This is a genomic window from Bradyrhizobium sp. CCBAU 53415 (genome assembly GCF_028128735.1).
Taxonomy (GTDB): domain Bacteria; phylum Pseudomonadota; class Alphaproteobacteria; order Rhizobiales; family Xanthobacteraceae; genus Bradyrhizobium.
In genome coordinates this window covers 383,678-402,968 of record NZ_LBJF01000027.1, presented here as the reverse complement: position 1 = coordinate 402,968, position 19,291 = coordinate 383,678, and the positions used below count along the sequence as shown (strand labels likewise).

16 protein-coding genes are annotated in these 19,291 nt (G+C 65.6%); 5 read left to right on the top strand and 11 right to left on the bottom strand.

Translation table 11 applies throughout. The annotated features are described in order from the left end of the window. Positions 1 to 125: 125 nt before the first annotated feature. Together rocD and XH87_RS30090 are read left to right on the top strand one after the other, a co-directional pair. On the top strand, positions 126 to 1,340 hold the full coding sequence (rocD, locus tag XH87_RS30095) for an ornithine--oxo-acid transaminase (protein WP_271590024.1): 1,215 nt from the start codon (positions 126 to 128) through the stop codon (positions 1,338 to 1,340). A gap of 257 nt (positions 1,341 to 1,597) precedes the next feature. Then, a complete protein-coding gene (locus tag XH87_RS30090; protein WP_271590023.1) occupies positions 1,598 to 3,298 on the top strand; it encodes a Spy/CpxP family protein refolding chaperone in 1,701 nt (566 codons plus the stop codon). Positions 3,299 to 3,316: 18 nt separating this feature from the next. On the opposite strand, the gene XH87_RS30085 is transcribed toward XH87_RS30090, so the two are convergent. The 9 genes from XH87_RS30085 to XH87_RS30045 form a co-directional block, all read right to left on the bottom strand. Beyond that, a complete protein-coding gene (locus XH87_RS30085; RefSeq protein WP_271590022.1) occupies positions 3,317 to 4,180 on the bottom strand; it encodes a sugar phosphate isomerase/epimerase family protein in 864 nt (287 codons plus the stop codon). After that, a complete protein-coding gene (locus tag XH87_RS30080; protein ID WP_271590021.1) occupies positions 4,180 to 5,370 on the bottom strand; it encodes a dihydrodipicolinate synthase family protein in 1,191 nt (396 codons plus the stop codon). Before XH87_RS30080 ends, XH87_RS30085 begins: the two co-directional genes overlap by 1 nt. 136 nt (positions 5,371 to 5,506) lie before the next feature. Next, positions 5,507 to 6,658, bottom strand: a complete 1,152-nt coding sequence (locus tag XH87_RS30075; RefSeq protein WP_271590020.1) for a Gfo/Idh/MocA family protein — start codon at positions 6,656 to 6,658, stop codon at positions 5,507 to 5,509. Further along, complete coding sequence (locus tag XH87_RS30070; RefSeq protein WP_271590019.1) at positions 6,655 to 8,052, bottom strand: hypothetical protein; 1,398 nt, start codon at positions 8,050 to 8,052, stop codon at positions 6,655 to 6,657. Before XH87_RS30070 ends, XH87_RS30075 begins: the two co-directional genes overlap by 4 nt. A 4-nt stretch (positions 8,053 to 8,056) precedes the next feature. After that, complete coding sequence (locus tag XH87_RS30065) at positions 8,057 to 8,902, bottom strand: ABC transporter ATP-binding protein (protein WP_158668556.1); 846 nt, start codon at positions 8,900 to 8,902, stop codon at positions 8,057 to 8,059. 117 nt (positions 8,903 to 9,019) lie between these two features. After that, positions 9,020 to 10,012 (bottom strand): ABC transporter substrate-binding protein, encoded by a 993-nt coding sequence (locus XH87_RS30060; protein ID WP_271590018.1) that lies wholly within the window; start codon positions 10,010 to 10,012, stop codon positions 9,020 to 9,022. Positions 10,013 to 10,075: 63 nt separating this feature from the next. Next, positions 10,076 to 10,885 carry an ABC transporter permease gene (locus XH87_RS30055; protein ID WP_035710598.1) on the bottom strand — a complete coding sequence of 270 codons (810 nt, stop codon included), beginning with the start codon at positions 10,883 to 10,885 and terminating at the stop codon, positions 10,076 to 10,078. A 424-nt stretch (positions 10,886 to 11,309) separates the two neighbouring features. Further along, positions 11,310 to 12,017 carry a TetR/AcrR family transcriptional regulator gene (locus XH87_RS30050; RefSeq protein ID WP_271590017.1) on the bottom strand — a complete coding sequence of 236 codons (708 nt, stop codon included), beginning with the start codon at positions 12,015 to 12,017 and terminating at the stop codon, positions 11,310 to 11,312. A 242-nt stretch (positions 12,018 to 12,259) separates the two neighbouring features. Beyond that, positions 12,260 to 13,108, bottom strand: a complete 849-nt coding sequence (locus XH87_RS30045) for a VOC family protein (protein WP_271590016.1) — start codon at positions 13,106 to 13,108, stop codon at positions 12,260 to 12,262. Positions 13,109 to 13,320: 212 nt separating this feature from the next. Between XH87_RS30045 and XH87_RS30040 the strand changes: the two genes are divergently transcribed. Together XH87_RS30040 and XH87_RS30035 are read left to right on the top strand one after the other, a co-directional pair. Beyond that, a complete protein-coding gene (locus XH87_RS30040; protein WP_035710593.1) occupies positions 13,321 to 14,214 on the top strand; it encodes a sugar kinase in 894 nt (297 codons plus the stop codon). A gap of 18 nt (positions 14,215 to 14,232) precedes the next feature. After that, complete coding sequence (locus XH87_RS30035) at positions 14,233 to 15,141, top strand: ribokinase (protein ID WP_271590015.1); 909 nt, start codon at positions 14,233 to 14,235, stop codon at positions 15,139 to 15,141. Between the two features lie 49 nt (positions 15,142 to 15,190). Here the strand turns inward: XH87_RS30035 and XH87_RS30030 are convergent, their stop codons facing one another. Then, entirely contained in the window at positions 15,191 to 16,411 is a 1,221-nt protein-coding gene (locus XH87_RS30030; protein ID WP_271590014.1) for an NAD(P)/FAD-dependent oxidoreductase, read from the bottom strand. A 228-nt stretch (positions 16,412 to 16,639) separates the two neighbouring features. On the opposite strand from XH87_RS30030, the gene XH87_RS30025 reads away from it, so the two are divergent. After that, positions 16,640 to 17,434, top strand: a complete 795-nt coding sequence (locus XH87_RS30025) for an enoyl-CoA hydratase/isomerase family protein (protein WP_271590013.1) — start codon at positions 16,640 to 16,642, stop codon at positions 17,432 to 17,434. 19 nt (positions 17,435 to 17,453) lie between these two features. Here XH87_RS30025 and XH87_RS30020 read toward each other — a convergent pair whose 3' ends face one another. After that, positions 17,454 to 19,166: an IlvD/Edd family dehydratase gene (locus tag XH87_RS30020; protein WP_271590012.1), complete on the bottom strand. Its 1,713-nt coding sequence runs from the start codon at positions 19,164 to 19,166 to the stop codon at positions 17,454 to 17,456. Positions 19,167 to 19,291: the final 125 nt, after the last annotated feature.

Below are 19,291 nucleotides of genomic sequence, written 5' to 3'. Positions count from 1 at the left end.
CAGGCCGCGTGACGCGATCGGGCGCATGAAGGCTTCCGAGTGCCCAAACTGATACCCACATCAATTGGAGCGCGGCCCATGCCGTCGTCGACGCCCCGGCGCGCGCAGCAATGGAGTGGCGACAGATGAGCTCGTCGGTCATTGATTTCATCGCAACAGAAGCACGCTTTGGCGCCCAGAATTACGAGCCGATCGGGGTCGTCCTGTCGCGCGGCGAAGGTGTCTGGGTCTGGGATACCGAAGGCAACCGTTATCTCGATTGCCTCTCGGCCTATTCGGCGGTCAGCCAGGGCCACTGCCACCCCAAGATCCTGGCGGCGATGGTCGAACAGGCGCACAGGCTGACGCTCACCTCGCGAGCCTTCCACAACGACCAACTCGCCCCGTTCTACGAAGAGATCGCGGCGCTCACCGGCTCCCACAAGGTGCTGCCGATGAACAGCGGCGCCGAGGCGGTCGAAAGCGCGATCAAGTCGGTGCGCAAATGGGGCTATGAGGTCAAGGGCGTGCCGGACGGCCAGGCCGAGATCATCGTCTGCGCCAACAACTTCCACGGACGCACGCTGGGCATCGTCGGCTTTTCAACCGATCCCGAGACGCGCACACATTTCGGGCCGTTCGCGCCAGGCTTCAAGATCATCCCGTTCGGCGACGCCGCGGCGCTGGAAGACGCAATCACGCCAAACACCGTCGCCTTCCTGGTCGAGCCGATCCAGGGCGAAGCCGGTGTCATCATTCCTCCGGCCGGCTATTTCACTGAGGTGCGCAAGCTCTGCACCGCCAACAACGTGATGCTGGTGCTCGACGAGATCCAGACCGGACTGGGCCGCACCGGCAAGCTGCTCGCCGAACAGCACGAGGGCATAGAGGCGGACGTGACGCTGCTCGGCAAGGCCCTGTCCGGCGGCTTCTATCCGGTGTCGGCCGTGCTCTCGAACAACGACGTGCTCGGGACGTTGAGACCCGGCCAGCATGGTTCGACCTTCGGCGGCAACCCGCTTGCCTGTGCGGTGGCGCGCGCGGCGATGCGCGTGCTGGTCGAGGAAGGCATGATCGAGAACGCGGCGAGGCAAGGCGCGCGCTTTCTGGAAGGCCTGAAAGACATCCGCGCCAACACGATCCGCGAGGTGCGCGGCCGCGGCCTGATGCTGGCGGTCGAGTTGCATCCGGAGGCCGGTCGCGCCCGCAGGTACTGCGAGGCGCTCCAGGCCAAGGGCATCCTCGCCAAGGATACCCATGAGCAAACGATCCGGATCGCTCCGCCGCTGGTGATCACAGGCGACCAGGTCGACTGGGCGCTGGAGCGGCTCGCCGCCACCCTGACGCAGGACTTCTCCTGAGACTGCCCTGCGTCCGAAGATCGCATACCCGCCGCCGCCAGCAACGAACGATTCCGCAACCGGCGCGTTGAAATGTTGCGGGCGATTATGAGCTGGGAGCTAAGATCATGCTTCCGCGTGGCGTTTGCCTTACCTCTGCTCTAGTTGGTGTCTCGATGCTGGCGGCGAGCGTCGGCGCGTTCGGCCAGGGACATGGAAGGGGCGGGCCACCGGGTCAAGCCGCAGCGCCGGCAGCACGGCCAGCGGCACCACCGGCCATGGCCCGTCCAACAGCGCCGCCCGCCATGGCGCGTCCCGCCGCGCCGGCATTCCATCCGCCGGCCATGCCGCAGCGGCCGGCCATGGCGCCACATCCGGCGCCGCATATGGCCTCGCCGCCACCGCGTCCGACCCAGCATTTCGCTGCGCCGCCGCGGGCCGCCCCGCACGTGGCGGCGCCACGGCCGGAATTCCATCGGGCGCCGGCAGCGCCGCAAAGACCGGCCATGGCACCGCGGCCGACGCCGCACATCGCCACTCCCTCGGCCGCCCCCTCGCGGCCCAGCGCACCGCCGGCCGCGAGCGAGCGGATGTCGCGGCGGGATCAGATCGAGCAGCGCGCGCAACAGCGACAGCAGCAGATCCAGCAGCGCCAGCAGATCGTGCAGCAGCGGCAGCGTGAGATGCTGTCGCGCCAGACGACAGAGCGTAAGACCCGCATCGAACGCCTCCAGCAGCGCGTGCAGCAATTGCAGTCGCAAAAGCCGCAAGGTGCGCGGGCACAACGCCTGCAGCAACGGATGCTCCAGACCCAGAACCGCTTGCTTGGCCGTGAGCAGCGAGCGCAGCAGAGTGACCTCGCGCGCCAGCAGCGGCTTGGCCTCCAGGCTCCGGCCGCGCGCGCCCCGACTGCCACGGCCGTCGCACAGGGTGCCGAGCGCGGGCGGTTTGCAGCGCGCTTCCGCGAGCAAACCACTCCGCAGACCCAGGCGGCCCTCGTCGCCCGCCAAAGCGGCTGGGCACCCCGGCAGGCCTGGCGGCACCGTCATCCCGCGGTGTTCGTGGCGTGGCTTGGGCCGGTGTTCTGGCCATACGCTTACTCCGACATTTTTGACTACACGTTCTGGTCCTATGCCTACGAGCCCGGCTATTGGGCGTACGCGTATGACGACTTCGTCGACACCGTGTTCTGGGGCGGTGACAGCCCGTATTCCGCCTTTGCCAGCACCAACCCATATGATGATCCACAAGCCGGCGGCGGCCGCACACGTCCGCGCACCAGCGTGAGCCCGCAGACGCTACGGCAATTGTGCGGCACACCGGACAAGGGCGTCACCGCCTGGCCACTGGCCGATATCGCGCGAGCCGTGCAGCCGACGGCGGAGCAACGCGCGCTGCTCGACGAATTGAAGACCGCGGCGGCCAAGGCTGCCGATGTCTTCAAGGATTCCTGTGCGGAGACCTATGCACTGACGCCGCCTGGCCGCCTGCGCGCGATGATGAATCGCGTCAGTGCGACGCTGGAGGCCGTCAGGATCGTGCGACCGGCACTGGAGACTTTCTACAGCTCGCTCAGCGACGAACAGCAGGCTCGCTTCAACGCGCTCGGCCCCAATGTCGGCGACCGCTCGTCCCAGCAGCAGGAAGCGAGTAGCGAGAGCTGCGGTGATCCCAAGTCCGGCCTGACCCAGTTGCCGATCCAGAGGATCGAGGCGGTGCTCCACCCCGCGGGCAAGCAGAAGGAGGCGCTCGACCGTCTCAGCGAAGCGACGGCGAAGGGCGTTCAGGACCTGCAAGCGGCCTGCCCGAATGATGTGCCGCTGACGCCGGTCGGACGGCTGGAGGCGATGCAGCACCGGCTCGAGGCCATGCTGACGGCCGCCAAGCTGGTCGAACCTGCGCTGGACGAGTTCTACGCCACGCTGAGCAGCGAGCAGAAGGCCCGCTTCAACACATTGCAAAAGGTCGCGAGCCCGTGAGGGCAGCGCACGCGTGACCTAAACCACCGCCTTGTGCCGCGCAATGCAGGTGCGCAGCACCTCGTCCATCGGCCTACCCCACCAATCGTTAGAGAAGATCTCGATCTCGGAATAGCCGGCAAAGCCCTGCGCTTCCACCGCTTGACGCACCGATTTGATGTCGATGACGCCGTCGCCCATCATGCCGCGATCGTTGAGGATGTCTTTCGTCGGCACCAGCCAGTCGCAGACGTGGAAGGCGAGCAGCCGGTCCGTGCCGGCGCGCGCGATCTGGCCCATCAGCTCCGGGTCCCACCAGACGTGATAGACGTCGAGCGCAACGCCGAGCATGCCGCTGCGGCCGGAGTCGAGCCGGTCGCAGATATCGAGCGCCTGTTTCGTGGTGTTCACGCAGGCGCGGTCGGCGGCGTAGGCCGGATGCAACGGCTCGATCGCCAGCGGCAGCTTTGCCTGCCTCGCATAGTCGAGCATCTCGGCGAGAGCTTCCTCGACCTGGCCGCGCGCTGCCACGAGATCCTTCGAGGCCTCGCTGCCCGGCCGCGAATATTGCGGCAGGCCGCCGACGACGAGGACGATGCAGGGCGCGCCCAGCGCCTTGGCTTCGTCGACGCAGCGCCTGTTGTCGTCACGCACCTCGCCCCGGCGCGAGGCGTCCGAGGTGAACATGCCGCCGCGGCAATAGCCCGAAAGTTCGAGGCCGGCATCGCGCACAACACGCACGGCGCGATCGAGGCCGACGGCGGCGACCTGGTCACGCCACGGATCGATGGCGCGGATGCCGTGCTTCGCACAGGCGTCGATGATCTCGATGAGGTCACCCTGCTTGCGGACTGTCGCGGTGTTGAGCGACAGCCAGCGATGGTCGGACGAGAAATCGCGCATCAGGACTCCAGCCCATGCGAGGCCAGCACGGTCTTCATGCGACGTGTCGCCAGTTCCGGATTGGCGAGCAGGCCGGCCTGATCGGCGAGACGGAACAGCTCGGCCAGATGCAGCATCGAACGCGCGCTCTCCTGCCCACCCACCATGGTGAAATGATCCTGGTGGCCGTTGAGGTAGGCCATGAAGACGACGCCGGTCTTGTAGAACCGCGTCGGCGCCCTGAAGATGTGGCGCGACAACGGCACCGTCGGCCCCAGCACGTCGTGGAAGCAGGCTTCGTCACCGGCCGCAAGCCGCGACAGCGCGTAGGACGCCGCCGGTGCGATCGCGTCGAAAATGCCGAGCAGCGCATGCGAAAAGCCCTGTTCGTCGCCGGCAATCAGCTCCGCGTAATTGAAGTCGTCGCCTGTATACATCTTGATGCGCTTGTCGAGACGGCGGCGCATATCGATCTCGCGCTGCTTATCGAGCAGCGAGACCTTGACGCCGTCGACCTTGGCGGCGTTGTCGTTGATGATGGCGACGGCCGTATCCATGGCCTTGTCGAGATCCTTCGTGCCCCAATAGCCCGTCAGCGCCGGATCGAACATGTCGCCGAGCCAGTGGATGATCACGGGTTCGCGGACCTGCGACAGCACGCGGCCATAGACTTTCGCGTAATCGTCGGCGCTGCGGCCGAGCTTGGCCAGCGCGCGCGATGCCATCAGGATGATGCGGCCGCCGACCTTCTCGACGGCCGAGATCTGCTCCTCGTAAGCACGGATCACGTCATCGAGGCTCTTGGCATCCTCGACTGCAAGATGGTCCGTGCCCGCGCCGGAGAACACCAGCGCGTTGCGGCGCTTCGCGGCGGCGACCGAACGCGTGATCAGCTCCAGCGAGGTCGGCCAGTCCAGGCCCATGCCGCGCTGCGCGGTGTCCATCGCTTCGGCAACGCCGAGGCCGAGGTCCCACACGTGCTCGCGGAAGGCGATGGTCTTGTCCCAGTCGACGGCGACAGACAGCCAGGGATCATTGTCCGCGAAGGGATCGGCGACGGTGTGCACGGCCGAGAAGGCAATTCGGTTCAGCGGTCTCTCGAGCTTTGCGGGGAACGTGCGCGAGGCAGCTAACCGATAGGTCTCGATCGAGCGATCGGCCTTGGGCAGCTTGAGCGACAGGGATGACATCGGGAGTACGGGCTTGTTCATGGTCTCAGACCTCTCCCCGTCATTGCGAGCGAAGCGAAGCAATCCAGACTGCATCCGCGGCGGGACTCTGGATTGCTTCGTCGCTTCGCTCCTCGCAATGACGGCTTGGTGGGCATCGGGACTTATCTAATAGACATCACGCCTTGATCGGAGCGACGTCGATCCAGCGGCGTTCCTTCCAGCTCTTCAGCGCGCATTCGGCAAGCTGCACGCCCTTGGCACCCTCGAGCAGCGTGAACTTGTAGGGCGCATCCTCGTAGACGTGGCGGATGAACATCTCCCACTGCTCTTTGAAGCCGTTGTCGTAGGTGACGTTGTCGGGCAGCTTCTGCCAGTCGCCGTAGAAATCGTGCAGCCGCTTCTCGTCCGGATTCCAGACCGGCCGAGGCGTGGCCTGCCGCGCCTGGATCATGCAGTCGGTGAGCCCGGCGACCGCCGAGCCGAGCGTGCCGTCGACCTGGAAGGTGACGAGGTCGTCGCGATAGACACGCGTGACCCAGGACATGTTGATGTGGGCGATGATGCCGCCCTCGAGCTGGAACGTCGCGTAGGCGGAATCATCGGCGGTCGCCTTGTACTTTTTGCCCTGCTCGTCGTAACGCTCTGGAATGTCGGTGTTGCCGATGCAGCTCACGCTCTGGACGTTGCCGAAGAGGTTGTCGAGCACGTAGCGCCAGTGGCAGACCATGTCCAAAATGATGCCACCGCCGTCCTCGTCGCGGTAGTTCCAGGACGGCCGCTGCGCTTCCTGCCAGCCGCCTTCGAACACCCAGTAGCCGAACTCGCCGCGCACCGAGAGGATGCGGCCGAAGAAACCGGAGTCGCGCAGGAAGGCGATCTTCTTCAGGCCGGGCAGGAACAGCTTGTCCTGCACCGTGCCGTGCTTGACGCCCTTGGCGTTGGCGAGCTTCACGACCTCGAGGGCCTCCTCGAAATTCGTCGCGATCGGCTTTTCGCAATAGACATGCTTGCCGGCGTTGATGGCCTGGGTCAGCAGACCGGGGCGCGCTTGCGTGGTTGCGGCGTCGAAGAACATGGTGTCGTTCTTGTCGTCGAGCGCGGCGTCGAGGTCGGTGGTCCAGCGCGTGATGTTGTAGCGTTTGGCAAGCGCCTCGACCTTTTCGGCGCTGCGGCCAACCAGGATCGGGTCGGGCATCACGCGGTCGCCGTTCTTCAGGCGGACGCCGCCCTGGTCGCGGATCGCGACGATCGAGCGGATCAGATGCTGGTTGAGCCCCATGCGGCCGGTGACGCCGTTCATGATGAGGCCGAGGCGTTGGGTGGTCATGCCGGATACTCCTGAAGTGATCTTGGCTGTTCGAGCGGGCGGAGTGCCGACCAGTCCGGATGGACCGACGAGGCGAAGCCCGCGCAATGAAGCGATCCCGTCAGGAGATCGCCGTCGTGAATGGAGAGCCGGATGCCCTGCCCGGCATCGGCATAGAGATCGGAATGCGCGGCCGCGAAGGCCTGCGCTTCGGCGGCCGGCGCTGCGCCGAAACCGTCGACATAATGGTGGCCGTTGCGTTCGGCATGGGTGATGCCGAGGAAGGCACCGAGCGCGAGGTCCTGCTGCACGGCGAGGCCAGCCTGACAAGTGAGGTCCTCGCCGGTCACGAAGAACGTCTCTCCGCCCGCGCTCCATTGCGTCGCGCGCGTCGCGTTGACGATGGATTTGTAGAGACCCTTGCAGGATTTTGACGAGATGCCGGAATAGCCGAGCGCACGCGCCGCAGGGAAAGCGTCGTAGGAATCGTCGGCCTCGTCGATGATGAATCTGCGCGCGGCGAGCGAACCCAGCGGCGATTGCCGTGTAATGTCGCGCGGCATCGGCTGCTCGACATACAGCAGGCGCGATGCGATCGGGTGCAAGGCGGCATCGCGATCGAGCCGGTCCATCAGCGCCTGCAGCGCGCTCAGGTCAGCGTACTGCTCGTTGGCGTCCAGCGTCGCTCTAGTGTCACGCCCAAGCGTGTCGAGCTCCTTACCGATCCTCGCCAGCCGCGCCGCATCGGCTACGGGATCGCCCGACAGCTTCAGCTTGAAATAGCTTGCACCAGCGTTCTCACGGGCATCGGCTACACCGCCCTCGCCTTCAACAGTGTCGTCGAGGCCGACCGTATGCCTGATCGCAACACGCTGCCGCGGCACCCGGCCGGAGAGAAACGTTCCGATGTCGCTGTCGCCGAGGTCAGGAGAAAGCCGCGCATCGATGCCGGCGACGTTTGCGGCCATGCCCTCGAAGAAACTGGTTTCGACGGCGCGCAAAAGCGCATCGAGGATCGCCTTGTCGATCTCCGCGGGACCATAGGCGGCGGCCAGCGCCGGAATGTTCTTTGTCGCACACGTCGCCACCTGCGCGCCGATGCACGAGGCGTGGAGATCGAACGCGGTCAAAAATCCGGTCCGTGCCAGATAAAACCCGCGCGCGATCTCCAGCGATTGTCTCAACCCATCCACCGTCTGCGCCGGCGACAGCTCCGGCCGCTTGTCGAACCATTTCGGCACCAGCAGCTCGGCGCTGGCGCCGACCGCAACACCCCTGCCTTCCACCTCGATCTCGACCCGCACGAACAGCTGCGGCGTTGCATTGATGGTGATTGCGCCAAAGCGGAACGGCCGCGCGAACTGCACGGGACGTTCGAAGAAGGCGATGTCTCGCAGCTTCAGGCGGGGGGACATGGTTTTAGTCCAGCGAACCTTGCGAGAAGAAGTGCTTGCGGATGCGCTGCACGAGCTCGGTGAAGACGGGGTCGGCCATCACGTCGAGCGAGCGCGGGCGCGGCAGCGGCACGTCGTAGATCGCGGCGACCGCGCCGGGCCGCTCGGTCATGACCAGGACGCGATCGGCGAGCAACACGGCCTCAGGAATCGAGTGCGTGATCAGCAGCACCGTCTTCCTGGTCTCGCGCTGGATCCGCATCAATTCGACATTCATGCGCTCGCGCGTCAGCGCGTCGAGCGCGCCGAACGGCTCGTCCATCAGCATGATCCTGGGATCGTGCACCAGCGCGCGGCAGATCGAGGCGCGCTGCTGCATTCCGCCGGAGAGCTGCCATGGCAGCTTCTTCTCGAATCCTTCGAGGCCGACCAGCTTCAACAGCGACTTGGCGCGGTCGAGATATTCCTGCCGCGGCAGCCGCTTCATGTCGATCGGCAGCATCACGTTGTTGAGGATGTTGCGCCAGGGCAGGAGCAGCGCGTTCTGGAACACGATGCCGACATTGCCGTGCGGCGTCGTCACCTTCTCGCCCTCGACCAGAATCTCGCCCGTGGTCGGCGGCAGCAGACCCGAGATCAGCTTGAGCAGCGTGGACTTGCCGCAGCCGCTTGGGCCGACCACGACGAAGAACTCGCCGTCATTGATGTGGAAGTCGAGCGGCCGCAGCGACGGCACATCGCCGTCGCGCGTCCGATATGTTTTCGACACGCCTGACAGCTTGATGCCCGACGCATCGCCCGCCCGGTCGTTCACCAGTCTCAGATGGGCGGCCGGCTGCACGGTGTCATTTGGCCTTGTTGCTGGATTCATTCAATTAAGCCCGTTCGACGATAAGAACCGTCATTCCGGGATGGTCCGAAGGACCAGACCCGGAATCTCGAGATTCCGGGTTCGCCCTTCGGGCGCCCCGGAATGACGGTGTTTGGCTCACGAGCCGCTCTTCGGCAGATAGTCGTTGGTGTAAAAGGCCTTCGGGTTCTCCTTGGCCTTGGCATCAAGACCGCCATATTCGACCAGCAGGTTGACGGTCTCGGTCATGTTCTGGTCGGTGACCTGGAATGGCCGCTTGGACTTGGTCTCCGCGGTGCGGTACAGCGGAATGGTCAGCTCGAAGCCCTGCGTCAGCGTGTCGATCTTGCCGCCCTTGGGGTTGGCATCGAGAATCGATTGCGCAGCAGCCTTCGGCTCCTTCTCGGCAGCTTCGACAGCCTTGGTCGTTGCCGACATGAAGCGGCGGACGAGATCGGCATTGGCCTTCACGTAGTCGGTGTTGGCGATGATGCCGGAGGAGACCATGTTGATGCCGTAGTCGGCGAACTTGATCGGATAGACGTCCTTGCCGGTGGCATCCTTGATCTTCATCGACTGGTCCATGACGTAACCGAGCAGGAGATCGGCCTGGCCATTGATGACGGCGTTGAGCTTGGTCTGGCCGTCGCCGGCAACGGTCTTGAAGTCGCTCTCCTTCAGGCCGGTCTTCTTCAGGAACAGCGGCCAGATCTGGGTCATGGAGTCGGCCGGCGTGATCGCGACGGTCTTGCCCTTGATGTCCTCGGGCTTCCTGATGTTCTTGTCGGCGAAGCCCATGGCGGACATCGGCGAGGTCTGCAGCAGCACGCCGGTCGCAACCACAGGCGCGCCCTTGATGGCGGCGCGCATCATGGTCGGGACGTCGACATAGCCGAAATCGGCGGTCTTGGCGGCGACGGCCTGCGTCGTTGCAGCCGAGCCGCGACCTTCCTGGATTTCGAGATCGATGCCTTCGGCGGCATAGATGCCCTTGGCCTTGCCGTAATAGAACGGCGCGTGCTCGCCATAGACGTACCAGTTCAGCATCAGCACGACCTTGTCGGCCGCCTGCGCGGGCATGGCTGCGAAGGTCATCAGCACCACCGAAACAGCCCCTATCCACCGCTTCATCGTCACTCTCCCTTAGTCGTTGTTGCGTCGGCCGCTGGTGGCCGTTCGTTGCCGTAGTTCTTGCTAAGAGGCGAAAATCACGTCTTCGCGCTGGCTGACATGCCAGGGAATGACCAGCTTCTCGATCCGGTCCACGACCCAGAACAGAATCACGCCGAGCAGCGCCAGGATCACGAGCGCCGCGAACATCGTCGGCAGGTCGAACGTGCCGATCGAGCGCTGCATCACGTAGCCGATGCCGGAGTTGGAGCCGACGAACTCGCCGACGACGGCGCCGACCACGGCCAGCGTCACCGACACCTTGAGGCCCGAGAAGATCGCCGGCAGCGCATGCGGCAGGTTCACGGCGCGGAACACCTGCAAGCGGCTGCCCTGCATGGCGCGGGCGAGGTCGACCATGTCGGGATCGACCGACTTGAAGCCCTGCACCGCGGAGACCACCACGGGGAAGAAGCCGAGCAGGAACGCCGAAATGACCTTCGGAATGATGCCGAAGCCGAACCAGACCACGAACAGCGGCGCGATCGCGATCTTCGGCACCGATTGCGAGAACACCAGCAGCGGATAGACGTAGCTCTCCACCGTCCTCGAGCCCGCGATCAGCATCGCGACGGGAATGCCGAACAGCGCCGACAGCAGGAAGCCGCAGACGGTCGCATAGGTGGTCGGCCAGGACTGGCGCAGCAGCTCCGGCCATTCGGTGCGGAGCACGGCGACGACGTCCAGCGGCGACGGGATCTGGTAGGCGGGGATCTTGAACAGCCGGATCGCCAGATCCCAGGCGACGACGATGAAGACCAGGAACAAGAACGGCCGAACCCAGGCCGCATTCAGCATCTTGGACACCGCACTCTGCGGCTTTGGCTCGGCCAATTTCCACTCCCGGCATTTTTTTCGTTGCCGGGAGAAATTAACCCGTTGGATAAATACTGTCCAGAGCTTTCGCTGTGACGTTTTGCGGCGGTTCCTTGGAGCTTTGGGAAGGGGACTATCGCCGCGGTGTCCCGGACGCGCTGCGACGCGAAGCGTTGCTGCGCCGAGCCGGGACCCAGCGGCCGCGTGCTCGGTAGTGATATGGGCCCCGGCTCTGCAGCGCATCGCAAGAGCCCTGCGCTGCGTCCGGGGCACGAGATCGCCCCACCCTCGATGTCATTCGCCACGAAGGCGGGGAATCCAGTACGCCGCGGCCTCGCCATATCCCACCAGCGTCTCTGGAATGCCGGATTGCCCGCCTTCGCGGGCAATGACAGTGGAGATTGAGGAAAGCCACGTCTGCCCTGCGTGCGGACTCCGCCGGCTAGGCCGTCTGCACCACCGCGGCGCGCGACTTCGGCGCCTTGGCGATCTCGAACAGCGCGACCGATTGCCCGGTCAGCGCAGCCAGCACGAGGCCCACCATGTGCGCGAGACGCTCGTCCTTGGCCTTCTTGTCCAGGAGATCGCGGCCGAAGATCACGCTGAGCGTCGCCGAGTTCGAGAGATAGAAGAAGCTGAGCGCCGCGATCGAGATGTAGAGCTGTACCGGATCGACGGCGACCCGGAAATCGCCCGTCTCGACGCCGCGCCGCACCACGGTGCGGATCATCTCGACGAAAGGCGAGTGCATCGACTTGACCTTGGTCGAGCGCTTCAGGTGCTTTGCGCGCGCGAGGTTCTCGGTCTGGAGCAAAGACAGGAATTCGGGATTGCGCAGGAAATAATTCCAGGTGAATTCAATCAGGCGCCGGATGGCCTCGGGCGGATCGAGATGCTCGAGATCGAGCCCCCGCTCCTCGCTGCGGATCTTGTCATAGGCGCCTTCGAGCACCGCGAGGTAGAGGTCGTCCTTGTTGCCGACGTGGTAATAGAGCATGCGCTTGTTGGCGCCGGCCTTGGCCGCGATGCGGTCGACGCGCGCGCCGGCGAGACCATGGGCGGAAAACTCCTGCTTGGCGGCTTCGAGAATGCGCAGCCGCATCCCCTCGGGATCGCGCTGCCATTTCAGAGTTCGCTTTGCCTTCGCCAAACCGGGTGCTCGCTGGATGGTCTCAAGTCAGCGTGTAGCACGCGCACGGGTGTTTGAGAACGATCTCGTGCCCCGGACGCGGCGCAGCGCTCCCGGCGATGCGAAGCATCGTCTGGTGCGGTGCGCCGCAGAGCCGGGGGCCCATGTTGCCGATCGTCGTGCGGCCGCATGGGTCCCGGCTCTGCGCAGCAACGCCAAGGTCGTTGCAGCGCGTCCGGGACACGAGAGTGCATTACGCGGCCCTACCCCGCCGGCTTCGGCGAGCGCTCCAGCAGCACCGTCTGGATGCCACAGGTACCATCGCGCACCGTCATGATTCGCGTGCCCGGCTTGCGGCCGTTGCGGACTTCGCTGACGTCGAGGCCGGCAGCGATCAGGCGGGCGCGCGTGGCGTCGATGTCGGCGACGCGCCAGCTCAGACCCCAGAGCCGGTCATGCGCGGCATCGCCACCCGCCACCGGGCGGCGGACCACCTCGACAATGAGGTCGCCGCAGCGGAAGAACATCAGCTGGCCCCAGTCCTGGTGCGAGCGGTCCAGCGCCAGATCAAGCCCGAGCCGCGCACCATAGAGTGCGGCGGCGCGCTCGGAATCCTCGGTGGTGATCACGACGTGGTCGAGCGCGTCGATCGGCGCGATGTCGGTCGCGACCGACTTCGGACGCTCGTCGGCCAGTTCGAGGAAGAACATGCGCACGCCGCGCGTGAGCTCCGTGGCGGCACGCGTGCGCTTCCAGTGCAGCACGGCCTCGGTCACGGCATCGCTGCTTTCGACCTCCGCAACAGGGTCCGGCCTCAAGGCCACCCGCTCCAGCCGCCGGTGCATCTTGCCGATGTCTGCGACACGAAAGCACAGGCTGGCGAGCACGCCTTCCTGATCATCGAGCAGCGCGCGCATGCGGTCGGCGGTGACGCTGAAGCCGCTCGGCGCCATCAATTCGATCGTCATGTTGTCAAGCGTGAACAGCACCCGGTCAGCGCCCTCGCCGGAGTTCTGCCAGGCCGGCGCGCGGGCGAGCAGCGTCTGATATGCCGCCTTGGCCGCACCGATATCGCTCACCAGAGCGACGATGTGATCGAGGCCGATGATCATCCTGCATCCTTTTGATCGACTTGGAACCCATGGACCGGCAGACGGCGTTCGTCCGGGCTTGGCATTGGCCCGACATGGTCGTATTCCGGCACCATGCTGACCTCAAGCGCTTCGGGCGGCAGTTTTGCGAATAATTTCAGCGTCCCTCCGGAGCGGAACCGGTGCTAGAGTAATCCCGTCGGCCGGGACCACAAGCGCATCACGGACAAGCAATGCAGGCTCTCTTCATCGGACAGACCTATATCGACGTCGTCTTCATCACCGACCACATGCCCACCGGCGACGAGAAGCACGTGGCCTCGGACTACGCGGTCTCCTTCGGCGGCAATGCGGTGACGGCGGCCTTCTGCTGCGCCAAGCTCGGCATCGTGCCGGATCTCATCGCCACCGCGGCCAATGACTGGCTGGGGCGCATGTTCCAGGACATGTGCGCGAAGTACGGCATCTCGCTGCATGGGCGCAAGGTCAACCAGTCCTCGCTCTCCTTCATCATGCCCAAGGACGGCAAACGCGCCATCGTCCGCTGCCGCGACGACGAACACATCCACCCCTTTCCGATGCTCAACCTCGGCGGCTGCCGCGCGCTGCATGTCGACGGCCATCAGCCGGACGCCGCGATCCACTACGCCAAGGTCTGCCGCGAGGCCGGCATCCTGACCTCGCTCGACGGCGGCGGGCTGCGCACCAATACGCATGAGCTGCTCGAATTCATCGACGTCGCGATCGTCGCCGAACGGCTGTGCGAGCAGATGGACCTGACGCCGGAGAAGATGCTCGACTACCTCAAGGGCCGCGGCTGCAAGATCGGCGGCGTCACCATGGGCGAGAAGGGCCTGCTCTGGTACGACGAAACCGGAACGGTGCAGGTGATGCCGGCGATGCCGATCCCGCGCGAGCGCGTGATCGACACCAACGGCGCCGGCGACGTCTTCCACGGTGCTTATGTCTACTCCTATCTCGCCCATCCCGGCAAAAGCTGGCGCGAGCATTTTGATTTTGCCCGCGCCGCCTCGACCTTCAAGATCCAGCGCCTCGGCAACGAGGCCGGCTTGCCGACGCTCGTCGACATCGCCAAGGTCAGGCACGAGTTCGAGGTCAGGGTCTAGCAGTCGCAGAGGTCTCATATGGGACGCGTCTTCGTCGCCGGCAGCATCAACATGGATGTGGTGGCGACCGCCGATCGCCATCCCAAGGTCGGCGAGACCGTCGCCGGCCGCCAGGTGCTGTATTTTCCCGGCGGCAAAGGCGCGAACCAGGCGGTGGCCGCGGCCCGGCTCGGCGCGCGGACCACGCTGATCGGGCGGCTGGGGAAGGATTCATTCGGAGGCGAGCTGAAGGCCTTTCTCGGCGAACAGGGCATCGATCTCGGCTATGTCCAGGAGACGGCGGAGGCCCACACCGGCACGGCCATCATCACGGTGGCGGAGGCCGACAACACCATCGTCGTCATTCCCGGGGCGAACGGGCTGGTCGGCGCCGACGACGTCGACGTCGTGCCGCTGCTGGAGGGCGACGTCGCCGTCAGCCAGTTCGAGATTCCTCTGCCGGCCATCGCCGGGTTCTTTCGGCGCGGCCGCGCCGCCGGGGCCACGACGGTGCTCAACCCGGCACCGGCGCAGGCCATGTCCCGCGAGCTGCTCGCGCTCGTCGACATCCTCGTGCTGAACGAGACCGAGCTCGGCTTCCTCGCCGGCAGCGAGCTCTCCGAGAGCGACGAGGCGGCAAGGATCATCGACGTCGCGCGAAAGCTTCAGGCGCGCGAAGACCAGACCATCTGCGTCACGCTCGGCAAGCGCGGCGTGCTCGCGCTGGCGGGGCGCGACGAGATTGCCGTGCCCGGCCGCGTGGTGAAGGCGCTCGACACCACAGGCGCCGGCGACTGCTTTGTCGGCGCGCTGGCCGCACAACTGGCCGACGATGTGCCCTTGCGCACCGCCCTCGCCTTCGCCAACGCCGCCGCCTCGATCAGCGTGCAGCGCATGGGCGCCGGGCCGTCGATGCCGACGGCGAAGGAAGTGGCGGCAGTGATGTAGACCACGGCGCTTTCTTCGCCTCTCCCCGCAAGCGGGGCGAGGGAGACGATCACGCCAGTGCGCTCTTGAGGTCAAAACTCTCGTCCGCGGCCTGCTCCGGCGTGATCGAGCGATCCATGGCCTGCAAGCGGCGGCCGAACATGTGGTCGCCGGCGCGGTTGATCGATTCGATGCCGAGGAGCTTGTCGCCCTTGTAGCAGAAGGCCGAGAATGCCTTCCTGGCGGGGTCTCCGCGCAGCACGACGCGGTCGTAGCCGGTGGTGAGCCCCGCGATCTGGAGCTTGTCGTCGCCCTGGTCGCTCCAGAACCAGGGATGACCGTCGTAAGGTTTGCGGTCGCCGGTCAGCCGCGCCGCGAGGCAGCGGGCGTGATCGGTGGCGTTCTGCACCGATTCCAGCCGCAGCGAGCCACCGAAGCGCGGGCTTGCGAACAGCGCACAATCGCCGATCGCGGAAATGTTCGGGTCAGCCGTCGCAAGATATTCGTCGACGATGATGCCGGCCGCGACCGGCAGCCTGGCCTCGGCCGCGAGCTCGATGTTCGGCAGCACGCCAACGCCGACCACGACGAGGTCCGCAGGCAGATGTCGGCCGTCGCTCAAGGAGACGCCGGTCACCTTGCCGTTCTCGGCTTCGATCGAAGTCGCCTGCACGCCCAGATGGATGCGGATGCCGGCCTCGCGATGGCGCTCTTGAAAATACTCCGAGACCTCGGCCGTCACAGCGCGCGCCATCACGCGCGGGGCAAGCTCGAGCACGTCGACATCGAGGCCCTTGATCCGGGCGGTGGAGGCGAATTCGAGGCCGATGAAGCCGGCGCCGATGATCACCGTACGCTGCTTCGTGGACATGATCTTGCGCAGCGCCTCGCTGTCGTCGAGGATGCGCAAGTATCTCACGTCGGGCAGATTGGCATTGGGCAGGTCGAGCAGGCGGTTGCGCGCGCCTGTCGCCAGCACGAGGTGGCCGTAGGCCAGCGTCTCGCCGGATGCGAGATGCACCTTGCGCCCCGCGCGGTCAATCGAGGCCGCGCGGCCCGCGATCAGCTCGATCTTCTGGTCCTGGTAGAATTTTTCGGGGCGGAACATCAGGCTCTCAGGACCGGCGGAGCCCTTGATATAGGCCTTTGACAGCGGCGGCCGCTGATAGGGCAGATGCTCCTCGTCGTTGATCAGGCAGACGCGCTGCGAAAAGCCCGCCTGTCGTAGGGACGCCGCGACCTGATAGCCGCCGTGGCCGGCACCGACGATGATCACCGGACCTTCGCTCATTGGACGGCCCATTTGCGGAAGACACGAGCGTGACCCATGCCGCCTCCTATCTCGCTGATTTTGATTGCTGACCTTACGAGGAGCCGGCGCTCGTGTCCGTCCCTTGGAAAAGGCGGGTCCATTTGAGCCTATCGTTCCGTCCAGTGCAAGGGCGCACCGCGGGGATTGTCTCCCCCGCGCTTCTGCGATTTAGTTGCGCGAACGACCTCATTGCCGGGGACATTCCAGATGCCAGCTCCAATCTCCCAGCCCGACGATCCCGCCTTGCTGCGAATCGACGGCCCGATCGCTACCATCACGCTCAACCGCCCTGCCGCGTTCAACTCGATCAACCTCGCCATCGCGCAGAAGCTCGAGCAGCTCGCCGCTCATATCGAAGGCGACGACGCAATCCGAGTCGTGGTTCTCGAAGGCGAAGGCCGCGCCTTCTCTGCCGGCGGCGATCTGCAGACGATCGGGGCGGCCGCCGAAGCCGGCACGGTGACGCCGGTCGTCGGGGAGCTCTTGAAGCACTATCATGCCTTCATCGAGATCGTCAGGCGCATGCCGAAAATCTCGCTGTCCAGCGTGCACGGCTCGGCCGCCGGTGCCGGCATGGGCCTCGCCTTCGTCACCGATCTGTGCATCGCCGCGGAAGACGCCAAGTTCACGCCGGCCTATGCCAAGATCGGAGTGTCGCCGGACGGCGGCTCGACGGTGGGCATCGTCGGCACGGTCGGATCGCGCCGGGCGCTGCAGATTTTCCTCGCCGAGGACAATTTTACCGCGCAGCAGGCCTATGAATGGGGCCTCGTCGCCAAGACCGTCCCCGCAACCGAGCTGAAGGCGGCGACGCGGCAGCTTGCCGAACGGCTGGCGCAGAATCCGCCGGCGGCGATCGCCGGCACCAAGCAGCTGGTCTACCAGGCCGCAACCACGCCGGTGAAGCAGCAGCTGGATGCCGAGGAGCACAAGATCATCATGGCGATGAACACGGACGCGTTCCGCATCGCCGTGAAGAAGTTCACCAGCAAAGTGAAGTAGAGGCCACGCGGTCGGTGTCTCAGCCCCTTACCGGCCCCGTCCTCTGCATGAAATCGAAATCGCAGCCCTCGTCGGCCTGCATGATGGTCTCGTTGAACAGCCAGGCATAGCCGCGCCGCGCTTCCTCGGGCGCAGCAGCCGGCTTCAAGGCGGCGCGGCGCCGTTCCAGCTCGGCGGCATCGACCAGCAGCTCGATGCTGCGCTTGGCGACGTCGAGGCGGATCATGTCACCGTTCTGCACCAGGGCCAGCGGTCCGCCGACGGCGGATTCCGGCGTGATGTGAAGCACGATGGTGCCGAACGCGGTGCCGCTCATGCGCGCGTCCGAAATGCGCACCATGTCCTTGATGCCGCCACGCGCGAGCTTCTTCGGGATCGGCAGATAGCCCGCCTCGGGCATGCCGGGCGCGCCCTTGGGGCCGGCATTGCGCAGCACCAGCACATCGTCGGCGGTCACGTCGAGATCGGGATCGTCGACCCGCAAGGTCATGTCCTCGACGGATTCGAACACCACCGCCCGCCCAGTGTGCTGCAACAGTTTCGGGCTCGCGGCCGACTGCTTGATCACGGCGCCGCGCGGGGCGAGATTGCCGCGCAGGATGGCGAGGCCGCCTTCCTTCTTGATCGGGTTGTTGCGCGGACGGATCGCGTCCTGACCGGGCACGTCTTCCGCATTCGCCGCGACCTCGCGCAGCGTCTGGCCGGTGATGGTCCTGGCATCGAGATCGACGAGATCGCCGAGCTGCGCCAGCAGTTTCGGCACGCCGCCGGCGTGATGGAAGTGCTCCATATAGTGCTCACCGGACGGCTTGAGATCGACCAACACCGGCACCTCGCGGCCGATCTGATCGAAAGCTTCGAGATCGAGCCGGTGCGGCGAGCGATGTGCCATCGCGGTCAGGTGGATCAGGCCATTGGTCGAGCCGCCGATCGCCTGGAGCACGACCTGCGCATTCCTGAAAGACGCCGGCGTCAGCACTTCGCTCGGCTTCGGACCCTTGGACTTGGCCATCTCGGCCGCCACCTTGCCGCTCGCCTCGGCGAGGCGGAAACGCTCGGCATGCGGCGCCGGGATCGTCGCGCTCATCGGCAGCGAGAGGCCCATGGCTTCGATCATGCAGGCCATGGTGGAGGCTGTGCCCATCACCATGCAGGTTCCGACCGACGGCGCGAGACGGCCGTTCACCGCCTCGATCTCGGCATCGTCCATGTCGCCGGCGCGGTATTTCGCCCAGAGACGACGGCAGTCGGTGCAGGCGCCCAGCACCTCGCCCTTGTGATGGCCGACCACCATGGGGCCGACGGGAATGACCACGGTCGGCAGATCGGCGCTGATCGCGGCCATCACCTGCGCCGGCAAGGTCTTGTCGCAGCCACCGATCACGATCACCGAGTCCATCGGCTGCGCGCGGATCATCTCCTCGGTGTCCATCGCCATCAGATTGCGCAGATACATCGAGGTCGGATGCGCAAAGCTCTCGGCGATCGAGATGGTCGGGAACACGAACGGCATCGCGCCCGACAGCATCACGCCACGCTTGGCGGCTTCGATGATCTGCGGGACGTTGCCGTGGCAGGGATTGTAGTCGCTATAGGTGTTGGTGATGCCGACGATCGGTCGCTCCAGCGCGTCGTCGGAATAGCCCATCGCCTTGATGAACGCCTTGCGCAGGAACAGCGAGAAGCCGGCGTCGCCGTAGCTCGTCAAACCCTTGCGCAAGCCGCTCGTCATCAGGTCGCTCCGTCCCGTTTGCCATGGTGGTACCGCCTCGCCCCGTATTGTCAACAAGACGCGCAGGTGGATGGCGGAGCTCATCCCTCCCGAGGACAATCGTCTGGTAGATGCTCCTCGATCGC